This window comes from Achromobacter sp. D10, from assembly GCF_035282245.1.
Classification (GTDB): domain Bacteria; phylum Pseudomonadota; class Gammaproteobacteria; order Burkholderiales; family Burkholderiaceae_B; genus Achromobacter; species Achromobacter insolitus.
In genome coordinates, this window is record NZ_JAYJLE010000004.1 from 666,657 (window position 1) to 686,066 (window position 19,410).

The window sequence follows — 19,410 nt, forward strand, 5'->3', positions numbered from 1 at the left end:
CCAAAAGGCCACGCAACAGCGTGGCCTTTTTCGTTCCGGGCGCAGCACGGGGCAAAGCGTGGCAAAGCCGCGCCCAAGCCCGTCCGCCATCAAGCCGGCTCACTCTCCGGTTCTTCCCGCCGCAGCGCCTCCTGCGCCCGGGCCAGCTTCGCCGCCGCGTCGCGCAGCGCCGTGCGCAGGCCTTCCTCTATCACGGGGTGATAGAACGGCATCTCAAGCATGCGCGCCACGGTCAGCTCTTGCTGCACGGCCCAGGCCAGCAAGTGACCGATATGCTCGGCACTCGGGCCAACCATTTCGGCGCCTAGGAAGCGGCCGGTCTCGATGTCGGCGTAGACGTGCAACATGCCGCGGTTCTTGAGCATGACGCGCGATCGGCCCTGGTCGCCAAAATCCACCTCGCCGGTCACGAACGTACCGGGCACCAGCCGCGCATGTCCCTGGCCTGCCATGGCGATCTGCGGGTCCGAGAACACCACCGCCAACGGCGCGCGGCGCAAGCCTTTGCGCACCTCCGGATAGCGGGCCGCATTCTCGCCGGCGATGCGGCCTTCATCGGCGGCCTCGTGCAGCAGGGGCGCATCGGCATTGGCGTCACCCGCGATAAATATGGGCGAGCTGCCCGCCTGCATGGTCTCGCGGTCAAACTGCGGTACGCCGTGCTTGTCCAGTTGCAGCGTCGTGTTTTCAAGTCCCAGGCCGTCCACATTGGCACGGCGGCCCGTGGCCACCAAGGCATAGTCGAAACGCTCGGTGCGCTCGGTGTTGTCGAGCGTGACGTAGCGGACTTCCACTTCGTCGCCCACACGGACCGTCTCCAGCACGCGGGCATCCGGATCCAGGTAGAACTCACGCTGGAAAATCTTTCGCGCTGTACTGCGCACTTGGGGATCGCTGATGCCACCCAGGCTGCCGCTGACGCCGAAAACACGCACCTCGACGCCCAGGCGCGCTAGCGCCTGGCCCAGTTCCAGCCCGATCACGCCCGGACCGAACACGGCCACGCGGCGCGGCAAATCGTCCCATGCGAACACGTCGTCGTTCACCACGAGGCGGTCACCCAAAGCCCGGAAAGGCGGCGGCACGGACGGGCGCGAGCCCGTGGCGATCACGACGCGGGAGGCGCGCACCTCGGTATGGTCATCCACCCGCAACACCGTGTCGGACACGAAACGCGCATAGCCACGCAGCTTGTCTTCGGCGGGGATGCTCTCCACACCCTCCAGCACGAAGCCCACGAAACGATCGCGCTCGCGTTTGACGCGGTCCATCACCTCCGCTCCATCCACCGTGATCTCGCCGCCCACGTGCACGCCGAACGGCTCAGTATGGGCCGCGCCATGGGCCGCTTCGGCGGCGGCAATCAGCAACTTGGAAGGCATGCAGCCGACGCGCGCGCAGGTGGTGCCGTAGGGACCGCCTTCAATCAGCAGCGCGCGCTGGCCCGCGGCACGGGCGGCGCGGTAGGCGGCCAGGCCGGCGGTGCCGGCGCCAATGACAGCGATGTCGGTATGCAGAATTTTCATGACTGGGTATCCCCCGATGTGGCGTGGAGCAAGGATTCAGGAAGGCGGATTCACCTTGTTGCGCACCCTCAGGACGTAGACGGTCCCGCAGCGCCCGCACAGGGCCGCGTACAAAGGTGCATAAAAAGGGAAACTCGCAGGGAAGGCGGTGGGGCGGCGAGGCGCCCCGCCGCCTGCCCCGGCTCCAGGGCCAGCCCGGAGCCGAGGATTGCAGACGCTTAGGCGAAGTGCGCCTTCAGGTCTTCCAGGCCGCCGATCAGCGAACCATTAATGAACACCTGGGGAGCGGTGCCCTTGCCCGACACGGCGCCGATCACACGACCGCGGACCTTGTTTTCCAGCGGAATCTCGATCGGGGCGTAACCCTTGGCATCCAGCAGCGCCTTGGCTTCGACGCAGAACGGGCAGCCCGGCTTGGAGAACACGACCACCTGGTCGGGCTTCTTGGCCGACGGGGCAAAGTAAGCCAGCATGGTGTCGGCGTCCGACACTTCAAACGGGTCGCCTTCCTTTTCCGGCTCGATGAACATCTTCTGGACCACGCCGTCCTTGACGAGCATGGAGTAGCGCCAGCTGCGCTTGCCGAAGCCCAGGTCGCTCTTGTCGACCAGCATGCCCATGCCCTCGGTGAACTCGCCATTACCGTCGGGCAGCAGCGTGATGTTGGCCGATTCCTGGTCCTTGGCCCATTCGTTCATGACGAAGGTGTCGTTCACCGACACGCAGACAATGCTGTCCACTCCGGCGGCGAAAAACGCGGGAGCCAGTTCGTTGTAGCGCGGCAGATGGGTCGACGAGCAGGTCGGCGTGAAGGCGCCGGGCAGCGAAAAGACCACGACGGTCTTGTTCTTGAACAGGTCGTCGGACGTGACCTTTTTCCAGGTGTTGTCCTGACGGACCGGGAACGTTACGTTCGGAACACGTTGGCCTTCGCGGTTTTGCAGCATTCAATCTCTCCTTGGGGTAGCGGGGTTGTTTGATTAACCACCATGGAAAGAATGATAAATCCTTACTATCAATTATTCAAATTTAATAAATTCAATGAATCGATAGTTTTTAGCAATGAAGAAATAATCATAGCGAGGCCAGACCTATCATAGCCCAGCCCCGCGCCTGGAGGAGTTACACCGGCAGGGGCTGATAGCCCGCGTCGCGGATCGCGTCTTCGATCTTGTCCGCGTCGTCGGCGCCCGTCACCGTGACACGGTGCGTCGGCAAGTCCACCGTGACGGTCGCACCCGGCGCCGCCTGGTTCACCGCGCCGGTGATGGTCTTGACGCAATGGCCGCAGGTCATGTCAGGCACTTGGAACTCGATGCTCATAGTTATCTCCAGAGGATTCAAGGGTGATGAACGTCATTTCGTTCACCATGTAAGGCAGCTTAAACCTTCCAATTATGGCAAGGTCAAGCGTAGAATCGAACTCGGGCCATACAGGAGCAACGCAATGAATATTGGAGAGGCATCCAAGAGTTCCGGCATTTCCGCCAAGATGATCCGCTACTACGAAAGCATCGGCCTTATCAACCCTGCCGGGCGCACCGATTCCGGCTACCGCGTGTATAGCGAGCACGATCTGCACACTTTGCGCTTCGTGCGCCGCGCGCGGGACCTGGGTTTTTCGGTGGAACAGATGAATGAACTGCTGGCCCTGTGGAAGGACCGCAGCCGCGCGAGCGCCGACGTCAAGCGCATCGCGCTGGAACACGTGCAGGAACTGGAACGCAAGGCCGAGGCCCTGCGCGACATGGCTGCCACGCTTAAGCACCTAGCCGCGCATTGCCACGGCGACGACCGGCCGGACTGCCCGATACTCGAAGGCCTGAGCTGCAAGCACTGAGCCGCCCAGGCCTGGCTGGCAATCAGTCCTGCGCCTCGGCAGCCACCTTGGCGTGATAGGCGTCCGTAGCGGCCTGCTTGGCGGCCGCCTTCTCGGCGGCGGCAGCCTCCTTCGCTGCTTCGGCGGCTGCGGCGTCCGCCGCGGCCTGGATGGCACGTTGGCGGGCACGTTCCCGCACGTTCTGGATGCCTTCGGCGTCCAGCGATTCAAACACGGCGATGGACTCGACATGGCCCGTATGGGGGAACATGTTGATCACGCCCGCGCTCTTGAGCACATAGCCGCCTTCATGCGCCATGATGGCCGCATCGCGCGCCAGCGTGGCCGGATTACAGGAGACATACACGATGCGCACGGGGCGCTCGTGCGCCTCCAATTGTGACAGCGCCTGCGCCACCGCCTGCGCGCCTTCGCGCGGCGGATCGATCAACATGCGGTCGAAATAGCCCAGGCCACGCAGCCAATCCACGTCTACCTCGAACAGGTTCAAGGTGGCAAAGCTGGTGCGGTCGGCCAGGCCGTGGCGCGACGCCGCCTCGAAAGCGCGGTCGGTCAGCGCCTTGCTGCCTTCTACGCCGACCGCCTCCCTGCCCTGCGTTGCGAGCGGCAGCGTGAAGTTGCCGAGTCCACAGAACAGATCCGCCACGCGGTCGGTCGGCTGGACTTCGAGGAGCTTCAAAGCGCGCGACACCATCGCACGGTTGATGGCGTGGTTGACCTGGGTAAAGTCGGTCGGCCGGTACGGCATGCGCAGGCCGAATTCCGGCATGGTGTAGGCCAGCGTGTCGCCATGCTCGCGTTCAAGCGGATGCACGGTGTCCGGGCCCTTGGCCTGCAGCCACCACTGCACGTTATGCTTGGCGGCAAAGGCGCGCAGGATGGCGATGTCGCCGTCGGTCAGCGGCAGCAAGTGGCGCAGGACCAACGCGGTCACGCCCTCGCCCAGCGACACTTCAATCTGCGGCATGCGGTCCGGCGCCGACATGGAACCGATCATTTCGCGCAGCGGGATCAGCAAATCGCTGACGTGGCGTGGCAGCACGTGGCATTCGCGCATGTCGGCTACATAGCTGCTCTTGCGCTCGTGGAACCCGACCAGCACGCCGCCTTTCTTCGGCACCACGCGCACCGACAGGCGGGCGCGGTAGCGATAGCCCCAGGTCGGACCTTGCAGCGGCGCCAGGATGCGCGCGGGACGCAGCTTGCCGACGTGCCAGAACGTGTCTTCCAGCGAACGCTGCTTGATAGCCACCTGCGTGCTGGGCTCCAGATGCTGCATGGCACAGCCGCCACAGACGCCGAAATGCGGGCACCGCGGCGTCACGCGCTGCGACGAGGGCCGCAGCACTTCATCCAGCCGCGCAATCTCGTAGGACGGCTTGCGGCGCACCGTGACGGCCGTGACCCGTTCGCCGGGCAAGGCGCCTTCCACGAAGACGACTTTCCCGTCGCGGCGGGCGATACCCCTGGCTTCCAGGTCCAGGGATTCAATACTCAAAACGTCAGACATCTCACGCAGTCCAGAATTACACGCAACCCATTATTGTAAAAGGACTGCGGCCGATCCTGGAAATGGCTGCATCGGGGCCGGAACGCCCCCGCCATGAAAAAAGGGCTTGCCCGAAGCGATTCATGTCGCCGCCTGGGGCAAGCCCAATGCCGGCGCTGTCAGGCGCCGCCACGGATACCCGTCAGAAAGAACGCGCCACGGAGAAGACTGCGCCCAGGCGGCCCGAAGGATGGCCATACTTGGTCGGCAGCCAGTTGTCCTTGGTCGCGCCCACGGCGGCCAGGCCCAGGATCCAGCCCTTGAGGTCCTTGGTCACGCCGACCTTGTAGTCGACGTAATGGCCAATGGAGTCGCCGTCCATGTTGGTCTGGTTCTTCAGCTTCTGATAGCCCAGGTGGCCGACCAGGCCCCAGCCATCGCCGAGATCGAAGTTGGCGGTACCGTCGAGGTACCAGGTGCCCTTGCTATCCGGCGTGCTGAAGAAATCGCTGGGCGTATAGGAGTACTTCAGGCTGTAGTTGCCATACGACGCGCCCAGATAGAGGTCGGTATTGTTGTAGTTGCCGCCCTTCGGCGAGCTGGACCCCGGGTAGTAGTAATGCAGCACACCCGCGTCCAGCGTAAAGCCGCCGCCCACGTCGCCCTTCCAGCCACCGTAGAAGTCCATCTCCAGGTTGCCGTCCGTGAAGACAAAGTCGGACACGTTGGAGTTCCAGTTGCCCAGATAGAAGCCGGAACTATGCGTCAGATCGAAACCCAGTTGCACGGCAGGCCGGAAGTCGGTCTGCGAATAGCCGCGGAAGCGGTAGTCGCTGACGATGGCGGCGTTGCCGCTGAGGGAGAATCCGCCGCCCAGGTCGGTGGGTTCGGCCTGCGCCGTCGCGGCGAAACAAGCTGCGAACGCAAAAGGCACGGCTAGCAACGTCTTCTTCATGGTGCGGAGTCCTGATCGGATTTGTCGAGAAGGAGGATGCCCAAGCGCATCCCTGGGGACCGGCTGTGCTGCATAGGGATACCGGTTTCCTTCCATGAAGCAATGTCCGTGCCAGGTATGCCACGCCCGGATATGGCCGCGCGTGCGCCCCCAGACACGCCCGTCCCGCACCAGGACAGTGCGAAAGCGGGCGGGCACGCACGCACTCATGCCTCAAAACAGGGAATCCGCGCCAAACCGGGGCCCGGCGGCAACCGGCGGCCCCGCAATCCGGGATCGCCAATGAAAAACCCCGGCACGCGTGCGTGTCGGGGTCCGCCCCGGCGCCTTGCCGGGGATCTTGGCCTGCTGCGGGCTTAGTTGGCTGCGGGAGCCGCCGGCGCCGCGGCCGCGGGCGCTTCGGCCCTGCCCTTGCCGTGGCGGCCTTCCATGCGGGCGTGGCGTTCCTGCATCTTGGCTTGGCGATCCTTGACGAACTTGGTCACCTGGCCGCGCTGGGTTTCATTCAGGCTATCCCAAACGGCCAGCCACTGATCGCGCACCTGCTTGGCCTGTGCACCGAAGGCCTCACGCGATTTTTCGGATTGCTCCACCAAGGCGCGAGGATCCAGCTTGCCGCTGTCCAGCTGCGCCTTGAGCAAGTCGTGGCGCTTGTCGCCCGATGCGCGCATGGCTTCGTGCAAGCTGCGCTGTCCGTCCTGAGCGGTCTTGAACAGGGCCTGCTGCTTGTCGTCCAGCTTGAGCTCGGCGACTTGGGCCTTGGTCACGGGACCCAGGCCAGGAATGAACAGGCCGTCGCGCATGCCTTTGTGAAAGCCGCCGCGCTGGCCGTCGTGCATGGCGGCGGGACCGCCGTCACCGGCGGGAGGAGGAGCAGCCATGACGGAACCGGCCACCAGGCCGCCCGTCGCGGCGACAAGTGCAAGAGCGGCCAAATTGGAGCGGATAGCGAATCGGGACATGTAGGTCTCCTGAAAGTGAAGAAAGCGAGGCCATTGTGCGATCGCCCCGGTTTCATCCAGGTTTCGCTGGCGCAAGCAATGTTTCAGTCGATTGCGCATGTTCCAGACGCGCAAACGGGGCCGCGCGGGCCCCGTTCCATGCTGTATGACGAAAGACGAATCTTCCGCGGCCAGCGCGATCAGTTGGCGTCCCAGGCCGCCATGTATTCCTTCCAGTGCGGCGCATCGCTGGCGCTGAGGGTGTCTCGCACCAACGCGATTTCGGCCTCGTAGGCGGTGCGGTCGAGTTCGCCACGCAGGAAACGGAAACGGCAATACACCAGCCAGGTGTTGACCACGTCCGTCTCACAATAAGCGCGCACCTCGTCGGCGCGGCCCTGGCTCCAGGCCTCCCACACTTTGCTGCCGTCCATGCCGAGCTTGCCGGGGAAACCACAAAGCTTGGCCAGTTCATCCAGCGGCGCATTGGCGCGGCCGTTGTACTTGGCCAGGAGGTCCATCAGGTCCAGGTGGCGGGAATGGTAGCGCGAGATGTAGTTGTTGAACTTGAAGTCGCGATCTTCCTCGCCCATGTCCCAGTAGCGCGGCGCCGGCACGCCCTGGATCAGGCTGCGGTAGTGCAGCACCGGCAGGTCGAAACCCGAACCGTTCCAGCTCACGAGCTTGGGCGTATAGCGTTCGATCGTCTTGAAAAAGCCGGCCAGCAAGGCCGCTTCGGGATCGTCCGGCTGGCCCAGGGTCTTGACGCGAAAGCCCTGGTCATCGCGGAACACGCAACCCACCACTGCGACCTTGTGCAGATGCAGCGGCAGGAAATCGTGGCCGACGGCCTCGCGGCGCGCGGTCAATGCCCGTTCGACGACTTCCTGGTCGGAGACCTCTGCCCCCCAGCCGTTGAGCTTGCGCAGCCCGTCGGCGTCGGGGATGGTTTCCAGGTCGAATACCAGGGTGGGCGTCATTTGGCGGGCAGGTACTGCATGGGATCCACCGGCTGGCCTTGGCGGCGGATCTCAAAGTGCAGGCGCGGCGAGGTCGTGTCGCTTTGGCCGAGTTCGGCGATTTTGGCGCCACGCTTGACCGTCTGGCCGGTCTTCACCAGCACGGCGCGGTTGTGCGCGTAGGCCGTGATGAAGCCGTTCTGGTGTTCGACAATGATGAGGTTGCCCAGGCCGCGCACGCCGTTGCCGCTGTACTTGACCAGGCCATCGGCCGCCGCGGTGACCGGGTCACCCAGCGCGCCGGCGATATCGATGCCCTTGGTGCTGGAATTGAAGCCCTGCACGATCTGCCCGCTTGCCGGCCACGCCCAGTTGATGACGGCCGCGTCGGCCGCGCGCGTGGCGGGCTTGGTTTCAACAGGCGGCGCCGGCGGCGGCGTGGTGGTTTCGGTGGTCGGTGGCGGCAGCGTTTCCGGTTGGTCCAACGGACGCGGCTGCGTTTTGGTGCCCGTGACAGGCGCGGTCTGTGCTGAGCCGCTGGCGCTGCCGGACATCTTCAAGACCTGGCCGACAGAGATCTGGTTCGGGTCGCTGAGGTTGTTCCAGCGCTTGACGTTCTCGATGTCCACGTTGTTGGCGCGAGCGATCTTGTAGAGCGTGTCGCCCGGCTTCACGACATAGGAACCGCCGGGCTGAGCAGCCGGCGCGGGTTGCCCGCCGGTCATGTCGACCACCGGGGCGCGAGTACCTTTGGAAGCGCAGCCGGCCAGGATGGACAGGCTGAGGGCCCCCGCGATGAAAAGCGGGCGGCGCAGGCGCGTCATGGACGCGCCCAGGGTGATATCGGTCAGTTGCAACTGCCCGTTGAGCATACGTTTCTCCTGTTTGCTCAAGATTGTATTCCGGCCCGTAGCGGCACAAAGCGCACGGCCTCTAATTCAGTGCGTTTCCAGCTGGCCGCGCCTGTGCGTTCGATCAGAACCAGGCGCTGGTTGGCGCCCCCTTCTGGAGCGATCAGGCGGCCACCCGGTGCGAGCTGCGACAGCAGCGCCTGCGGGATGGCAAGGCCAGCGGCAGCCACAACGATAGCATCGAACGGCGCCACGCCGGGCAGGCCCAGCATGCCGTCGCCGTAGATCAAACGAATCCTCGTAGTCAGCCGCAAGGCGCGCAGATGCTCGCGCGCGAGCTCGTACAGGCCGCGGATGCGTTCGATCGTATGGACCTCGCGCACGAACTGCGCAAGCACCGCGGCCTGGTATCCGCAACCCGCGCCGACTTCCAGCACGCGGGTGGGCGTGCGGTCGTCGCAGGCTGCGGCGATCATGCGCGCCACAACCCAGGGCTGCGAGATGGTCTGCGAATGGCCGATGGGCAGCGCCGCGTCTTCGTAGGCACGACTGGCGAGCGCCTCGTCGACGAACAGGTGACGCGGCACGGCGCCCATGGCGTTGAGCACGCGTTCATCGGTAATGCCCTGCGCCCGCAGGCGTTCCACCATGGCCTGGCGCAGACGGTCGGAGTTCAAACCCAGATTGCTGCCGGACGCGGGCGCGGGGGCCTGTGTCTGGCGTTGCAGCGTGGCCGCGGAAATGCGGGTGTTGCTGTTGGCCGGCGTGACGCCAGGGCTGAGCCTGCCCGAGTCGTAGCGCACCGGTCCGGTGCGCCCGGGCACGGGTTGGCTCACATCTGGTTGGCTTACGCGTTTGCGCATAGCGGCTCCGCCCAGGCACGGATCTCGTCGAGCTGGCTGTGCTGGGTCAGGTCCAGGCGCAGCGGCGTGACCGACACCGTGCCTTGCTCGACAGCGTGAAAGTCCGTGCCTGGCGCCGCATCGGCAGCCATGCCCACGGGTCCGATCCAATAGACGGTATCGCCATAGGGCGTGGTCGTGCGCACAACGGGCTGCGACGGATGGCGCTTGCCCAGGCGCGTCACCGCAAAGCCGTGCATGTCTTCGAAGCGGCGGCTGGGAATATTGACGTTCAGCAGCACCGGCGCAGCCAGCGGCTGGGCAAGGTGACGCTCGACCACGAGGCGCGCGGCGCGCGCAGCGGAATCGATATGCGCCCAACCCTTTTCAGCCAGCGAAAAAGCAATGGCGGGGATGCCGAACAGATATCCTTCGCTGGCGGCGGCCACGGTGCCCGAATACAGCGTGTCGTCGCCCATGTTGGCTCCGTTATTGATGCCGGACACCACCAGGTCCGGCCGCGTATCCATGAGGCCCGTAAGCGCCACGTGCACGCAATCGGAGGGCGTGCCGTTGACGGCGATGAAGCCGTTGGAGGCGGTGCGCACCGACAGTGGCCGGTTCAGCGTCAGCGAATTGGAGGCGCCGCTATGGTTGGTCTCCGGCGCGACGACGGTGAGATCGCCCAGGCCTTGCAGCGCCTCGACCAGCGCCTCGAGGCCAGGGGCCGAATAACCATCATCGTTCGAAACCAGAATTCGCATTGTGCATCCGAAAGAAAATAAAACGCGGGTGAACGCGTCGGATTGTACCGTCCGCCGCCTCCTTCCGTACGATCGGCTGGCAACCGGGAGCCGGCGCCCCGCTCGATAACCCGTAGCCGGACCCGACCCCGGGCGCGGTAGAATCCGCACCCATTACGGCAACAACACAACAACAACGGACCCACTCCATGGCGATAAACGACCCCTCCCTGGCGTTCAGCGCTGCCCTGGTCCTGCTGGCCTACCTGATCGGCTCCGTGCCGTTCGCGGTGGTGGTCAGCAAGCTCATGGGCCTGCAGGACCCCCGCAGCTACGGTTCCAAGAACCCGGGCGCCACGAACGTACTGCGGACCGGCAACAAAACCGCCGCCGCGCTGACGCTGCTGGGCGACGCTGCCAAGGGCTGGTTCGCGGTCTGGCTGGCAGAGCAGCTAGCTCCCGGAATTTCTCCAGTGGCGCTCGCATTGGTGGCCCTGGCTGCCTTCCTGGGCCATCTGTACCCGATATTCCTGGGTTTCAAGGGCGGCAAGGGCGTGGCCACCGCCTTGGGCGTGCTGGTAGCAATCCAGCCCTGGCTGGCGGTCGCCACGGCGGCGACCTGGCTCATCGTGGCGGTGTTTTTCCGCTATTCGTCCCTGGCTTCGCTCGTCGCGGCTTTTTTCGCCCCCGTGTACTACGTCTTTGGCTCCGGCCTGGCCTGGTACGCTCAGGCTCCCTTGGGCATTGCCCTGGCGGTCATCAGCGCCCTGCTGTTCTATCGCCACCGCGCCAATATCACCCGCCTTGTGCAGGGCACCGAGAGCCGCATCGGCAGCGGCAAGAAGAAATAAGCGCCACGCGCGCGCAAGATGGGGCGGCCTTGGGGGCCGCCCTTTTCATTTCAGGCGATGTCCGCCAGGTCCCAGCGCGGCTTCACGGTAAAGCTGTGTGCGTCGGGATCCAGCGTCGCCAGGCCCGCCTTGACGCGCTCCGCGGCTGCAAAGGCGATCATGGCGCCGTTGTCGGTGCACAGCGCCAGCGGCGGGAAGTAGGCACGCGCCTTGAGCGGCTTAAGGGCGGCGTCCAGCTTGGCGCGCAGCAACAGGTTCGCGCCCACTCCGCCAGCGACCACCAGGCGCTTCAGCCCCGCCTGCTTCAAGGCGCGGATGGCCTTGGCCGCCAACACTTCCACGATGGCGGCCTGCGTGGCGGCGGCCAGATCGGCGCGCGTCTGGTCGTCCAGCCCGCCCGCCGCTTCGGCAGCCTTGACCCGGGTCAGCACCGCCGTTTTCAGGCCGCTGAAGCTGAAATCCAGGTCCCCGCTATGCAACATCGGCCGGGGCAGATCGAAACGCGAAGGATCGCCGCTGGCAGCCAGCCGGGACAACGCCGGCCCGCCCGGGTAGCCCAGGCCCATCAGCTTGGCGGACTTGTCGAATGCCTCGCCGGCTGCGTCGTCCAGCGTTTCGCCGAGCAGCTCGTAGCGACCGACCCCGTCCACACGCATCAGCTGCGTGTGCCCGCCGGACACCAGCAGCGCCACAAATGGGAAGTCCGGCCGCGGGTCCGCCAGCATCGGTGACAGCAAGTGGCCTTCCAGGTGATGGATGCCAATGGCAGGCAGATGGCGCGACCAGGCGAACGACTGCGCGACGCTGGCGCCGACCAGCAAGGCGCCAGCCAGACCCGGGCCCGCCGTATAGGCCACTGCCCCGATATCGGACATTTGCAGACCCGCCTCGTCGAGCACCTGGCGTGTCAATGGCACGACCCGGCGAATATGGTCGCGCGAGGCGAGTTCCGGCACCACGCCCCCGTATTCCTGGTGCATGGCGATCTGGGAGTGCAACGCATGCGCGAGCAGGCCCCGTTCGGTACAGACGGCTGCGACACCGGTTTCGTCGCAGGAGCTTTCAAAGCCGAGAATAATCATGGCGGCAGAGTTTACAACTGATGCGAAAATACGCCCTTTGATAAAACTGGCGGGCAACCCGGCCCGCCCACAACAACCCGCAATCCTGCAAACACATTGGGGACTCGAATGCTCGAGAAGCTATTCAAGCTGCGTGAACACGGCACGACGGCACGCACGGAACTGGTCGCCGGCCTGACGACATTCCTGACGATGTCGTACATCATCTTCGTCAATCCGGACATCCTGTCATCGACGGGCATGGACCGCGATGCCGTGTTCGTCGCCACCTGCCTGGCCGCCGCGCTGGGTTCGCTGGTGATGGCGCTGATCGCCAATTGGCCGATCGGCATGGCGCCGGGCATGGGCCTGAACGCATTCTTCGCATTCACCGTGGTCAAGACCATGGGCTACACCTGGGAGCAGGCGCTGGGCGCCGTGTTCATCTCGGGCGTGATCTTCCTGTTCCTGACGTTCTCGGGTATCCGGGTGTGGCTGGTCAAAGGCATTCCGCATTCGCTGCGCAGCGCCATCGCCGCGGGCATCGGGCTGTTCCTTGCCATTATCGCGCTATCCAGCGCCAACATCGTGGTCGCTCATCCCGCCACCAAGGTCACCCTGGGCGACCTGACCCAGCCCGGTCCGTTGTTCGCCATCCTGGGTTTTTTCATTATTGCCGCCCTGGACGCCTTGCGCGTGCGCGGCGCGATCCTGATCGGCATCCTCGTGGTCACCGTGCTGTCGATGGCGCTCGGCTACAACGAATTCAAAGGCATCTTCGCCGCCCCGCCCAGCCTGGCGCCCACCCTGTTGAAATTGGACATCCTGGGCGCGCTGCATAGCGGCTTCGTCCACGTGATCCTTGTGTTCGTGCTGGTTGAAGTATTCGACGCCACCGGGACCCTGGTGGGCGTGGCCAAGCGCGCGGGCCTGATGCCTGAAAACCGCCCCAATCGCCTGGGCCGCGCGCTGTTCGCCGACAGCAGCGCCATCGTGGCGGGCTCCATGCTGGGTACCAGCAGCACGACCGCCTATGTGGAAAGCGCCTCGGGCGTGCAGGCCGGCGGCCGCACCGGCATGACCGCCCTGGTCGTGGCGCTGCTGTTCCTGGCTGCATTGTTCATCTCGCCGCTGGCCGGCGCCGTTCCTGCCTATGCCACCGCGCCCGCGCTGCTCTACGTGGCCGGCCTGATGATGCGCGAACTCATCGATATCGACTGGAACGACGTCTGCGAGGCGACGCCTGCCGCGCTGACCGCGCTGGTCATGCCCTTCACGTATTCCATCGCCAACGGTATCGCCTTCGGCTTCATCAGCTACGTGGTGCTGAAGACCGCCACCGGCAAGGTCCGCGACGTGCACCCGGCCACCTGGCTGGTCGCGGCGCTGTTCGTGATCCGTTACGCCTTCTTCCCCGGCTAGGACAAGAGGGCCGGCGCGCTCCGGGAGAGCGCGCCAATCGCGGGGATAGCGGAATTCAATCAACCCGCCAGGCCATAAGGTTGCTGGCGGTTCCGCTTGATTTCACCGATACACTCCCCATGTATAACGGTATATGGAGTCCGCCTTGCGCCTTGCCCGCTTTGTCCCCGCCCTGTCGTCCTGTTCCGCCTCGCGCACGGAGGTGCCCGCATGAGCAGCCTGGCCCGCATCCCCTTTTCCGTCCTGGACCTGGCCCCGATTGTTCAGGGTCGCGACGCGGCTGATGCCTTCCGCAACACGGTTGCGGTGGCCCAGCATGTGGAACGGCTGGGATACAAGCGATTCTGGCTGGCGGAACACCACAACATCAATGGCGTGGCCAGCAGCGCCACCGCCGTGCTGATCGGCCATGTGGCCTCGCAAACCAGCACCCTGCGCGTAGGTTCGGGCGGCATCATGCTGCCCAACCATGCGCCGCTGATCATTGCCGAGCAATTCGGCACGCTGGAAACGCTCTACCCCGGCCGTATCGACCTGGGCCTGGGACGCGCGCCTGGCAGTGATGGCGCCACGCAGCATGCACTGCGCCGCGGCCCCCGCAGCGGCCTGGAATTTCCCGCGCTGGTGGAAGAATTGCGCGGTTTCCTGGCGCCCTCGCGCCCAGGTCAACCCGTGCGCGCGATTCCCGGCGAAGGCCTGGACATTCCGATCTGGCTCTTGGGTTCGAGCGATTTCAGCGCAAGGCTCGCCGCAGAGCTGGGCCTGCCCTTCTCCTTCGCAGGCCACTTTTCGCCCGAGGGCATGGCGGCCATGCGCCTCTACCGCCACCTGTTCAAGCCCTCGGCAACGCTGGCGCGGCCCTACGCCATGATCGGCGTCCCGGTCGTCGCCGCCGACACCGATGAAGCCGCCCGCCGCCAGGCCACGACGCAGCAGTTGAAGTTCCTGTCGCTCGTGCGCGGCAACCGCCTGCAACTGCAGCCGCCCGTGGACAGCATGGACGGCCTGTGGAACGAATGGGAGCGCGAGGCGGTCAATCAAAGACTGGGCGCGGCCATCGTGGGCGGCCCGGATACCGTCCGGCGCGAACTGGAAGCACTGATCGCCGAAACCGAAGCCGATGAAGTGATGATCGTCTCGGATTTCTACGACATCGCGGACCGCCTGCGCTCCTTCGAGATCGTCGCGTCGCTGAAGAACGGCGCTACGGCAACCACCGCAGCCTGACCGCTGCCTACTGCGCCCTTGGGGCGCCAACCATTGCGACGCGGCCGCTACCCGCTCTACTATCGTTCATAACGCGCTGAACGCCGCCGCTTCGCCCCATTTGGTCCGGGACGGGAAAGCCCGGGCCTCTGACACCGCTGATTACGCCGCCCACGCGGCAAGGATTCAAAATGAGTATTGTTGAACTCACCAAAGACAGCTTCCAGGAAGCGATTACTCCCGACGGCACCCTGATCGTCGATTTCTGGGCGCCCTGGTGCGGCCCGTGCCGCGGGTTTGCGCCGGTTTTCGAGCAGGCTGCGACCGAGCATCCCGATGTCACTTTCGCCAAGGTCAACACCGATGTGGAACAGGAACTGGCCGGCGCGTTGGGCATCCGCTCTATCCCGACCCTGATGGTCTTCCGCGAGAAGGTCCTGCTGTTCTCGCAACCGGGCGCCTTGTCCGGCGGCCAGCTCAACGAGCTGCTGACCAAGATCAAGGAAGTGGATATGGAAAAGGTCCACCAGGAAATCGCCGCTGCCCAGAATGGGCAGGACGCCTGAGCGCGAATGCCCGATGACGGGCGGCGCGCGCTGAAGACCGGGCCTTGCCCGGCGACTCTCGCGCCGCCTCAGCCCGCCTGCGCCGCATATCCGAGCCGCGCGGCAGCGCGGATCAGGACTCCACTTCCCAGGCGGCGCGGCCGCGGGTAATGTTGGCCGCCGTCACTTCCAGGTCCGCCACCGCCGCGCGCGGCACCGTGAAGCGCAGCGCGACGCCCTCTTCGTTGAAATCTTCCTGCAGGATTGCCGCGCCCGCCTGAGCCAGGCGCGATTTCAAGAGCGCCAGCTCGCCAAAACCGCAAGCACACGCCACGGTCGCGAGATCCACGATTTCGGTCCGCTCTGCCAGCCGCAGACAATTCGCGGCGCAGCCGCCGTAGGCGCGCACTAGTCCGCCTGCGCCGAGCTTGATACCCCCGTACCAGCGCACCACCAGCACCGCCACCCGATCCATGTCCTGGCCTTCGATGGCTTGCAGGATGGGACGGCCCGCCGTGCCGCCGGGTTCGCCGTCGTCATTGAACCTGTATTCCTGGCCGATGCGATAGGCCCAGCAGTTGTGGGTCGCTTCCGGATCACTATGCTGGGCAAAGAAGCGCATGGCTTCATCCACGCTGGAGACCGGCGCCGCATGCGCGACGAAGCGGCTTTTCTTGATGTCTTCCTGGTATGTGCAAGGGGCGGTCAAGGTGTGAGTCATGACCGGCATTGTATGTGCCCTAGCCGTGGCAATCGGGCACTTCCTGATCCAGATAGACGTCGAAAGCCACGTCGCGTGCCCACTTCGCTGTCATCGCCTTCCAGGCGCCGGCACGATCCCAGGCGCGCATCTCCTGGCCCAGCCAGCTGCGGCTGGCAGAGTCGGCCGCGGGGAGCAGCCACACACGTTCACGCCGGGCGCCGTCGGCGGTCAGCGTTGAAGAGAATTTCTTCCATTCCGGAAAACGCACCAGCGGCTCCCATACCGCGTCGTCCACCAACCCGACGTCGCAGCTGCCTTCGCGCACGGCGACCAACGCGTCGGACGGCACGCGGTAGGTACGCACCACCGCGCCCCAGCTCTCGGCCAGGGCCTTGGAAGCCGTTGCGGCCTCGGCCATGCAGACGCTGCGCCCCCGCACGTCGGCGGGACGGCGCAGTTTGGTGTCGCTGCGAATCACGGCCTTGGGCCGCGCGCCGTAGCCAGTAGGCTGCGCCGCGACCGATTCCGGCTGCGGGCCAACCCCGTCTGCCAGCACCACGTCCACCTGACCCGCCGCCAATGCGCTGGCGGCCTCTCCGGGGGACACCTGCCGCAAGCGCACCGGCAAGCCCAGGCTTTGTCCCAGCCTATCGCTCATGGCGGCATCCAGGCCGTCCGGCGTGCGGATCTTGGCGCCGGCCGCGGGCGGTGGCGCCAGGTAAGGCACGCCCACCAGCAGCTCCCCGCGCTCGCGCGCCGCCGCAAAGGCGTCGGGCTGCGCCTGCGCCAAGCCCGCGGCCGCCAGGCAGGCGCCGAGGACGAAAAGACGAATGCGGCCGTTCATGCTGGACTCCGGAATTGCTCAGACGTACTGATAGCGCAGCAGGCGGTGCTTGAGGTTTTCGAGCACGAACTGGTCGATCAGCGCAGCCAATACGGCGATGACCAGGATGTTGGTCATAACGCCGGTCATGTCGGCAATCTCGCCCGAATAGGCCAGCGAGCGGCCCAGGCCCTTGCCAAAGCCGATCAGCATTTCCGCCGAGATCAGCGCGCGCCAGGCATTGCCGAACGCCAGCTGCGCACCGGTGATGAGTTCGGGCATGACCGCCGGCAGATAGACCCGCTTGACCAGGCCCCAACGCGTGGCGCCCATGACGCGCGCCGCCGACACGTGCACGCGCTGCACGGATTCCGTAGCGTTCATCACGCTGAGCGCGGCCGGGAAGAACGCCGACAGGGCGACCACCACGATGATGGGCGTATTGCCAAAGCCCATCACGATCAAGAACAGCGGCACCCAGGCTATCGATGGGATCGATTGCAGGATGACAATGGCGCTGCGCAGGACTTCGCGGAAGAAGAACAGCACCGCCGCCACCAGCCCGAAGCCGATGCCGGCTGCCAGCGCCAGTCCGTAGCCCGCGCCCAGCCGCCCCAAGGTACCCAGCAGGCTTTGATGAAAGGACTGCTTGCCCAGGTCTTCGAGCAGCCGCTCGACCACGGCGGGCACGCCCGGCATCAGGAAGTCCGGCAAGGCCAGCGCCGCCAGTTGCCATAGCGCCAGGATGAACAACACGCCCAGAACGCCCGCGAAATGCTTGCGGGCGCCGGTGACTCGGGTAGATGCGCTCAAAGTTTGCGAGCCTCTTGCCAGGACAGGTCGACGATGCTGGAGACGTCATACGGCTTGCCGTCGCGCGTCTTCAGCGAACCCTGGGCCTGCAGGATGTCGGCGATTTCCTGCATGCGGCGGGTGTCTTTGTCGGTCAGCTTGGGAGTGAAGACCTGCGTGCCGATGGCTTCGGCAATGACGGTCTCGCGCGGCAACTCGCCACGCGTCAGCGTCTTCAGCGTGGGCTCGGCGATGAAGTAGGACGCGATCAGTTTGGAGGCCTGCGCGGGTTCCTTCTGCAGCAGCGAGATGGCCTGGTTCTGCGCATCCAGCGCCTTCCAGACGTCGTCCTTGCGCTTGGCCAGCGTTTCACCGGAGGTAATCACCACCATGCACGGGAACGGCCAGGCCTGGCCCACTTCATAGATCTGCTTGACCGGCGCCACCAGTTGCGCAATGCGGTCGTAGGGTTCGAACAGGAACGCCGCGTCCACGCGCTTGCCCACCAGCGACTGCACGGCCACGGCCGGGCTCACGCCCATGACGTTGACATCGTCGGCGCCCAGATTGCCCTGCTTGAGCACGACGCCCTTGAGCACCACGTCGGCAGTGCTGCCTTCGGCTTGCGAAGCCAAGGTCTTGCCCTTCAGGCCAGCGATGTCCTTGATGCCGGAATCGTCGCGCACGATCAGTGAGTGGTAGCCCTGCTGCGCGCCGCCCACCACTTTCAGGTCCGCGCCCTTGGAGGCCCAGGCCACGGCGTTGGTGAAGCCCAGCACTCCGATATCCAGTTGGCCGCCGACGATGGCCTTGATCAGGTCGGTGCCGGATTTGAACTCGATCAGCTCGGAATCCAGGCCCGCCTTTTTGTAGTAACCGCCCTCTTGCGCCACGATGGCTTGCGCGTCATCCATCACGCGCAGATAGCCCACGCGGAATTTCTCGGCGGCCATGGCGGGGGCCGCCGCCAGCAGCGCCGCGGCCAGCGGCAGGGACAGCCATTGCTTCAATTTCATGGGAAGTGCTCCAGGGGTATGCAGGACTGGCCGGCGCGCATGCGCCGCCAGCAAGAATCCAGATCGGTTTCAGGCCGCCAGGGCCAGGTCGGCGTGTTCGCCCGAACCATCCACCGCGATGCCCAACAGGCGCAGGATCTCGCGCTTTTCGTCGGCCAGGCTGGAGAGGTCGTGGGTCTTCTCGCGGTGCGCCAGGTTGAACTCGCGCAGCACGCGAGCCGGGCGCGGGCTGAAGACGATGATGCGGTCGGCCAGGAACAGGGCTTCGTCCACGTCGTGGGTCACGAGCAGGACAGTGGGTTTTTCCTGGGCGATCAGTTGGCGCAGCACATCCTGCAGGCTCAGGCGAGTCAGGGCGTCCAGCGCGCCGAACGGCTCGTCCATCAGCATGGTCTGGGGTTGCGCGATGAAGGCACGCGCCAGCGCGGCGCGCTGCCGCATGCCGCCCGAGACCTGATGGGGGTAATAGTGCTCGAAGCCGGCCAGGCTGACGCGCGCCAGCCACTGGCGAGCAGCTTCGCGCGCACGAGGCTTGGGCGTGTTCTGGAACTCCAGCGCCAGCGCCACGTTGTCCTCCAACGTCAGCCAGGGATACAGCGCATGTTCCTGGAATACCAGCGTGCGGCTGGGATGGGGGCCTGCGACCGCCTTGCCATCCGCCAGCACGCTACCCTGCGTGGGCTTTTCCAGGCCGGCGGCCAGATGCAGCAACGTGGACTTGCCGCAACCCGACGGCCCGACCAGGGCGACCAGTTCGCCGGTCTTGATTTCGCTGGTAAAGCCGTCCACCACGGGCAGTTCGCCGAAGTGCTTGTGGACATGGTCGAAGGTAAGGTTCATGGGAC

Annotated in this window: 21 protein-coding genes; 5 read left to right on the forward strand and 16 right to left on the reverse strand. The window is 65.4% G+C overall.

All coding sequences use genetic code 11. The features are described 5' to 3' along the window. Positions 1–89: 89 nt before the first annotated feature. From VCS63_RS15315 to VCS63_RS15325, 3 genes are all read right to left on the reverse strand, one after another. Positions 90–1,526 (reverse strand): dihydrolipoyl dehydrogenase, encoded by a 1,437-nt coding sequence (locus VCS63_RS15315; protein ID WP_063640130.1) that lies wholly within the window; start codon positions 1,524–1,526, stop codon positions 90–92. Positions 1,527–1,744: 218 nt separating this feature from the next. Further along, positions 1,745–2,473, reverse strand: coding sequence for a glutathione peroxidase (locus tag VCS63_RS15320; protein WP_042793724.1), 729 nt, complete (start codon positions 2,471–2,473; stop codon positions 1,745–1,747). Between the two features lie 175 nt (positions 2,474–2,648). After that, positions 2,649–2,849 carry a heavy-metal-associated domain-containing protein gene (locus VCS63_RS15325; protein ID WP_042793725.1) on the reverse strand — a complete coding sequence of 67 codons (201 nt, stop codon included), beginning with the start codon at positions 2,847–2,849 and terminating at the stop codon, positions 2,649–2,651. A 124-nt stretch (positions 2,850–2,973) separates the two neighbouring features. Between VCS63_RS15325 and cueR the strand changes: the two genes are divergently transcribed. After that, positions 2,974–3,366, forward strand: coding sequence for a Cu(I)-responsive transcriptional regulator (cueR, locus tag VCS63_RS15330; protein WP_042793726.1), 393 nt, complete (start codon positions 2,974–2,976; stop codon positions 3,364–3,366). A gap of 22 nt (positions 3,367–3,388) precedes the next feature. Here cueR and rlmD read toward each other — a convergent pair whose 3' ends face one another. From rlmD to surE, 7 genes are all read right to left on the reverse strand, one after another. Beyond that, entirely contained in the window at positions 3,389–4,876 is a 1,488-nt protein-coding gene (gene rlmD / locus VCS63_RS15335; protein ID WP_323880251.1) for a 23S rRNA (uracil(1939)-C(5))-methyltransferase RlmD, read from the reverse strand. A gap of 181 nt (positions 4,877–5,057) precedes the next feature. Continuing rightward, positions 5,058–5,810 (reverse strand): TorF family putative porin, encoded by a 753-nt coding sequence (locus tag VCS63_RS15340; RefSeq protein ID WP_042793728.1) that lies wholly within the window; start codon positions 5,808–5,810, stop codon positions 5,058–5,060. Positions 5,811–6,166: 356 nt separating this feature from the next. Then, positions 6,167–6,772 (reverse strand): hypothetical protein, encoded by a 606-nt coding sequence (locus VCS63_RS15345; protein WP_042793729.1) that lies wholly within the window; start codon positions 6,770–6,772, stop codon positions 6,167–6,169. 179 nt (positions 6,773–6,951) lie between these two features. Then, positions 6,952–7,731, reverse strand: a complete 780-nt coding sequence (locus VCS63_RS15350; RefSeq protein WP_063640127.1) for a 3'-5' exonuclease — start codon at positions 7,729–7,731, stop codon at positions 6,952–6,954. Next, a complete protein-coding gene (locus tag VCS63_RS15355) occupies positions 7,728–8,582 on the reverse strand; it encodes a peptidoglycan DD-metalloendopeptidase family protein (RefSeq protein ID WP_042793730.1) in 855 nt (284 codons plus the stop codon). Before VCS63_RS15355 ends, VCS63_RS15350 begins: the two co-directional genes overlap by 4 nt. 17 nt (positions 8,583–8,599) lie before the next feature. Then, positions 8,600–9,424 carry a protein-L-isoaspartate(D-aspartate) O-methyltransferase gene (locus VCS63_RS15360; RefSeq protein WP_063960907.1) on the reverse strand — a complete coding sequence of 275 codons (825 nt, stop codon included), beginning with the start codon at positions 9,422–9,424 and terminating at the stop codon, positions 8,600–8,602. Further along, positions 9,409–10,167, reverse strand: a complete 759-nt coding sequence (surE, locus tag VCS63_RS15365) for a 5'/3'-nucleotidase SurE (protein ID WP_042793732.1) — start codon at positions 10,165–10,167, stop codon at positions 9,409–9,411. Before surE ends, VCS63_RS15360 begins: the two co-directional genes overlap by 16 nt. Positions 10,168–10,355: 188 nt before the next feature. Between surE and plsY the strand changes: the two genes are divergently transcribed. Beyond that, positions 10,356–10,997, forward strand: coding sequence for a glycerol-3-phosphate 1-O-acyltransferase PlsY (gene plsY, locus VCS63_RS15370; RefSeq protein ID WP_042793733.1), 642 nt, complete (start codon positions 10,356–10,358; stop codon positions 10,995–10,997). 50 nt (positions 10,998–11,047) lie between these two features. Here the strand turns inward: plsY and tsaD are convergent, their stop codons facing one another. Beyond that, on the reverse strand, positions 11,048–12,079 hold the full coding sequence (gene tsaD, locus VCS63_RS15375; protein ID WP_323880253.1) for a tRNA (adenosine(37)-N6)-threonylcarbamoyltransferase complex transferase subunit TsaD: 1,032 nt from the start codon (positions 12,077–12,079) through the stop codon (positions 11,048–11,050). 108 nt (positions 12,080–12,187) lie between these two features. On the opposite strand from tsaD, the gene VCS63_RS15380 reads away from it, so the two are divergent. The 3 genes from VCS63_RS15380 (at position 12,188) to VCS63_RS15390 (ending at position 15,252) form a co-directional block, all read left to right on the forward strand. Then, a complete protein-coding gene (locus tag VCS63_RS15380) occupies positions 12,188–13,480 on the forward strand; it encodes an NCS2 family permease (RefSeq protein WP_042793735.1) in 1,293 nt (430 codons plus the stop codon). A gap of 210 nt (positions 13,481–13,690) precedes the next feature. Then, positions 13,691–14,707: an LLM class flavin-dependent oxidoreductase gene (locus VCS63_RS15385; protein ID WP_149064483.1), complete on the forward strand. Its 1,017-nt coding sequence runs from the start codon at positions 13,691–13,693 to the stop codon at positions 14,705–14,707. Positions 14,708–14,877: 170 nt separating this feature from the next. After that, positions 14,878–15,252: a thioredoxin family protein gene (locus VCS63_RS15390; protein ID WP_042793737.1), complete on the forward strand. Its 375-nt coding sequence runs from the start codon at positions 14,878–14,880 to the stop codon at positions 15,250–15,252. A 112-nt stretch (positions 15,253–15,364) separates the two neighbouring features. Here the strand turns inward: VCS63_RS15390 and VCS63_RS15395 are convergent, their stop codons facing one another. The 5 genes from VCS63_RS15395 to VCS63_RS15415 all read right to left on the reverse strand — a co-directional run bounded on the left by VCS63_RS15395 (position 15,365) and on the right by VCS63_RS15415 (position 19,405). Continuing rightward, positions 15,365–15,952 carry an IMPACT family protein gene (locus tag VCS63_RS15395; protein WP_042797085.1) on the reverse strand — a complete coding sequence of 196 codons (588 nt, stop codon included), beginning with the start codon at positions 15,950–15,952 and terminating at the stop codon, positions 15,365–15,367. 19 nt (positions 15,953–15,971) lie between these two features. After that, positions 15,972–16,778, reverse strand: a complete 807-nt coding sequence (locus VCS63_RS15400; RefSeq protein ID WP_323880255.1) for a transporter substrate-binding domain-containing protein — start codon at positions 16,776–16,778, stop codon at positions 15,972–15,974. A gap of 18 nt (positions 16,779–16,796) precedes the next feature. Further along, positions 16,797–17,570 carry an ABC transporter permease gene (locus VCS63_RS15405; protein WP_042793739.1) on the reverse strand — a complete coding sequence of 258 codons (774 nt, stop codon included), beginning with the start codon at positions 17,568–17,570 and terminating at the stop codon, positions 16,797–16,799. Next, positions 17,567–18,565 carry an ABC transporter substrate-binding protein gene (locus tag VCS63_RS15410; protein WP_323880257.1) on the reverse strand — a complete coding sequence of 333 codons (999 nt, stop codon included), beginning with the start codon at positions 18,563–18,565 and terminating at the stop codon, positions 17,567–17,569. Before VCS63_RS15410 ends, VCS63_RS15405 begins: the two co-directional genes overlap by 4 nt. A gap of 69 nt (positions 18,566–18,634) precedes the next feature. After that, positions 18,635–19,405 carry an ABC transporter ATP-binding protein gene (locus VCS63_RS15415; protein ID WP_042793741.1) on the reverse strand — a complete coding sequence of 257 codons (771 nt, stop codon included), beginning with the start codon at positions 19,403–19,405 and terminating at the stop codon, positions 18,635–18,637. Positions 19,406–19,410: the final 5 nt, after the last annotated feature.

Coding starts and splice junctions, on each gene's coding strand:
- VCS63_RS15320 (WP_042793724.1), bottom strand. CDS start 2,473: ATGCTGCAAAACCGCGAAGGCCAACGTGTTCCGAACGTAACGTTCCCG.
- tsaD (WP_323880253.1), bottom strand. CDS start 12,079: ATGATTATTCTCGGCTTTGAAAGCTCCTGCGACGAAACCGGTGTCGCA.
- VCS63_RS15410 (WP_323880257.1), bottom strand. CDS start 18,565: ATGAAATTGAAGCAATGGCTGTCCCTGCCGCTGGCCGCGGCGCTGCTG.
- VCS63_RS15340 (WP_042793728.1), bottom strand. CDS start 5,810: ATGAAGAAGACGTTGCTAGCCGTGCCTTTTGCGTTCGCAGCTTGTTTC.
- plsY (WP_042793733.1), top strand. CDS start 10,356: ATGGCGATAAACGACCCCTCCCTGGCGTTCAGCGCTGCCCTGGTCCTG.
- VCS63_RS15390 (WP_042793737.1), top strand. CDS start 14,878: ATGAGTATTGTTGAACTCACCAAAGACAGCTTCCAGGAAGCGATTACT.
- VCS63_RS15325 (WP_042793725.1), bottom strand. CDS start 2,849: ATGAGCATCGAGTTCCAAGTGCCTGACATGACCTGCGGCCATTGCGTC.
- VCS63_RS15355 (WP_042793730.1), bottom strand. CDS start 8,582: ATGCTCAACGGGCAGTTGCAACTGACCGATATCACCCTGGGCGCGTCC.
- VCS63_RS15380 (WP_042793735.1), top strand. CDS start 12,188: ATGCTCGAGAAGCTATTCAAGCTGCGTGAACACGGCACGACGGCACGC.
- VCS63_RS15345 (WP_042793729.1), bottom strand. CDS start 6,772: ATGTCCCGATTCGCTATCCGCTCCAATTTGGCCGCTCTTGCACTTGTC.
- cueR (WP_042793726.1), top strand. CDS start 2,974: ATGAATATTGGAGAGGCATCCAAGAGTTCCGGCATTTCCGCCAAGATG.
- surE (WP_042793732.1), bottom strand. CDS start 10,167: ATGCGAATTCTGGTTTCGAACGATGATGGTTATTCGGCCCCTGGCCTC.
- VCS63_RS15385 (WP_149064483.1), top strand. CDS start 13,691: ATGAGCAGCCTGGCCCGCATCCCCTTTTCCGTCCTGGACCTGGCCCCG.
- VCS63_RS15395 (WP_042797085.1), bottom strand. CDS start 15,952: ATGACTCACACCTTGACCGCCCCTTGCACATACCAGGAAGACATCAAG.
- VCS63_RS15400 (WP_323880255.1), bottom strand. CDS start 16,778: ATGAACGGCCGCATTCGTCTTTTCGTCCTCGGCGCCTGCCTGGCGGCC.
- VCS63_RS15350 (WP_063640127.1), bottom strand. CDS start 7,731: ATGACGCCCACCCTGGTATTCGACCTGGAAACCATCCCCGACGCCGAC.
- rlmD (WP_323880251.1), bottom strand. CDS start 4,876: ATGTCTGACGTTTTGAGTATTGAATCCCTGGACCTGGAAGCCAGGGGT.
- VCS63_RS15415 (WP_042793741.1), bottom strand. CDS start 19,405: ATGAACCTTACCTTCGACCATGTCCACAAGCACTTCGGCGAACTGCCC.
- VCS63_RS15315 (WP_063640130.1), bottom strand. CDS start 1,526: ATGAAAATTCTGCATACCGACATCGCTGTCATTGGCGCCGGCACCGCC.
- VCS63_RS15360 (WP_063960907.1), bottom strand. CDS start 9,424: ATGCGCAAACGCGTAAGCCAACCAGATGTGAGCCAACCCGTGCCCGGG.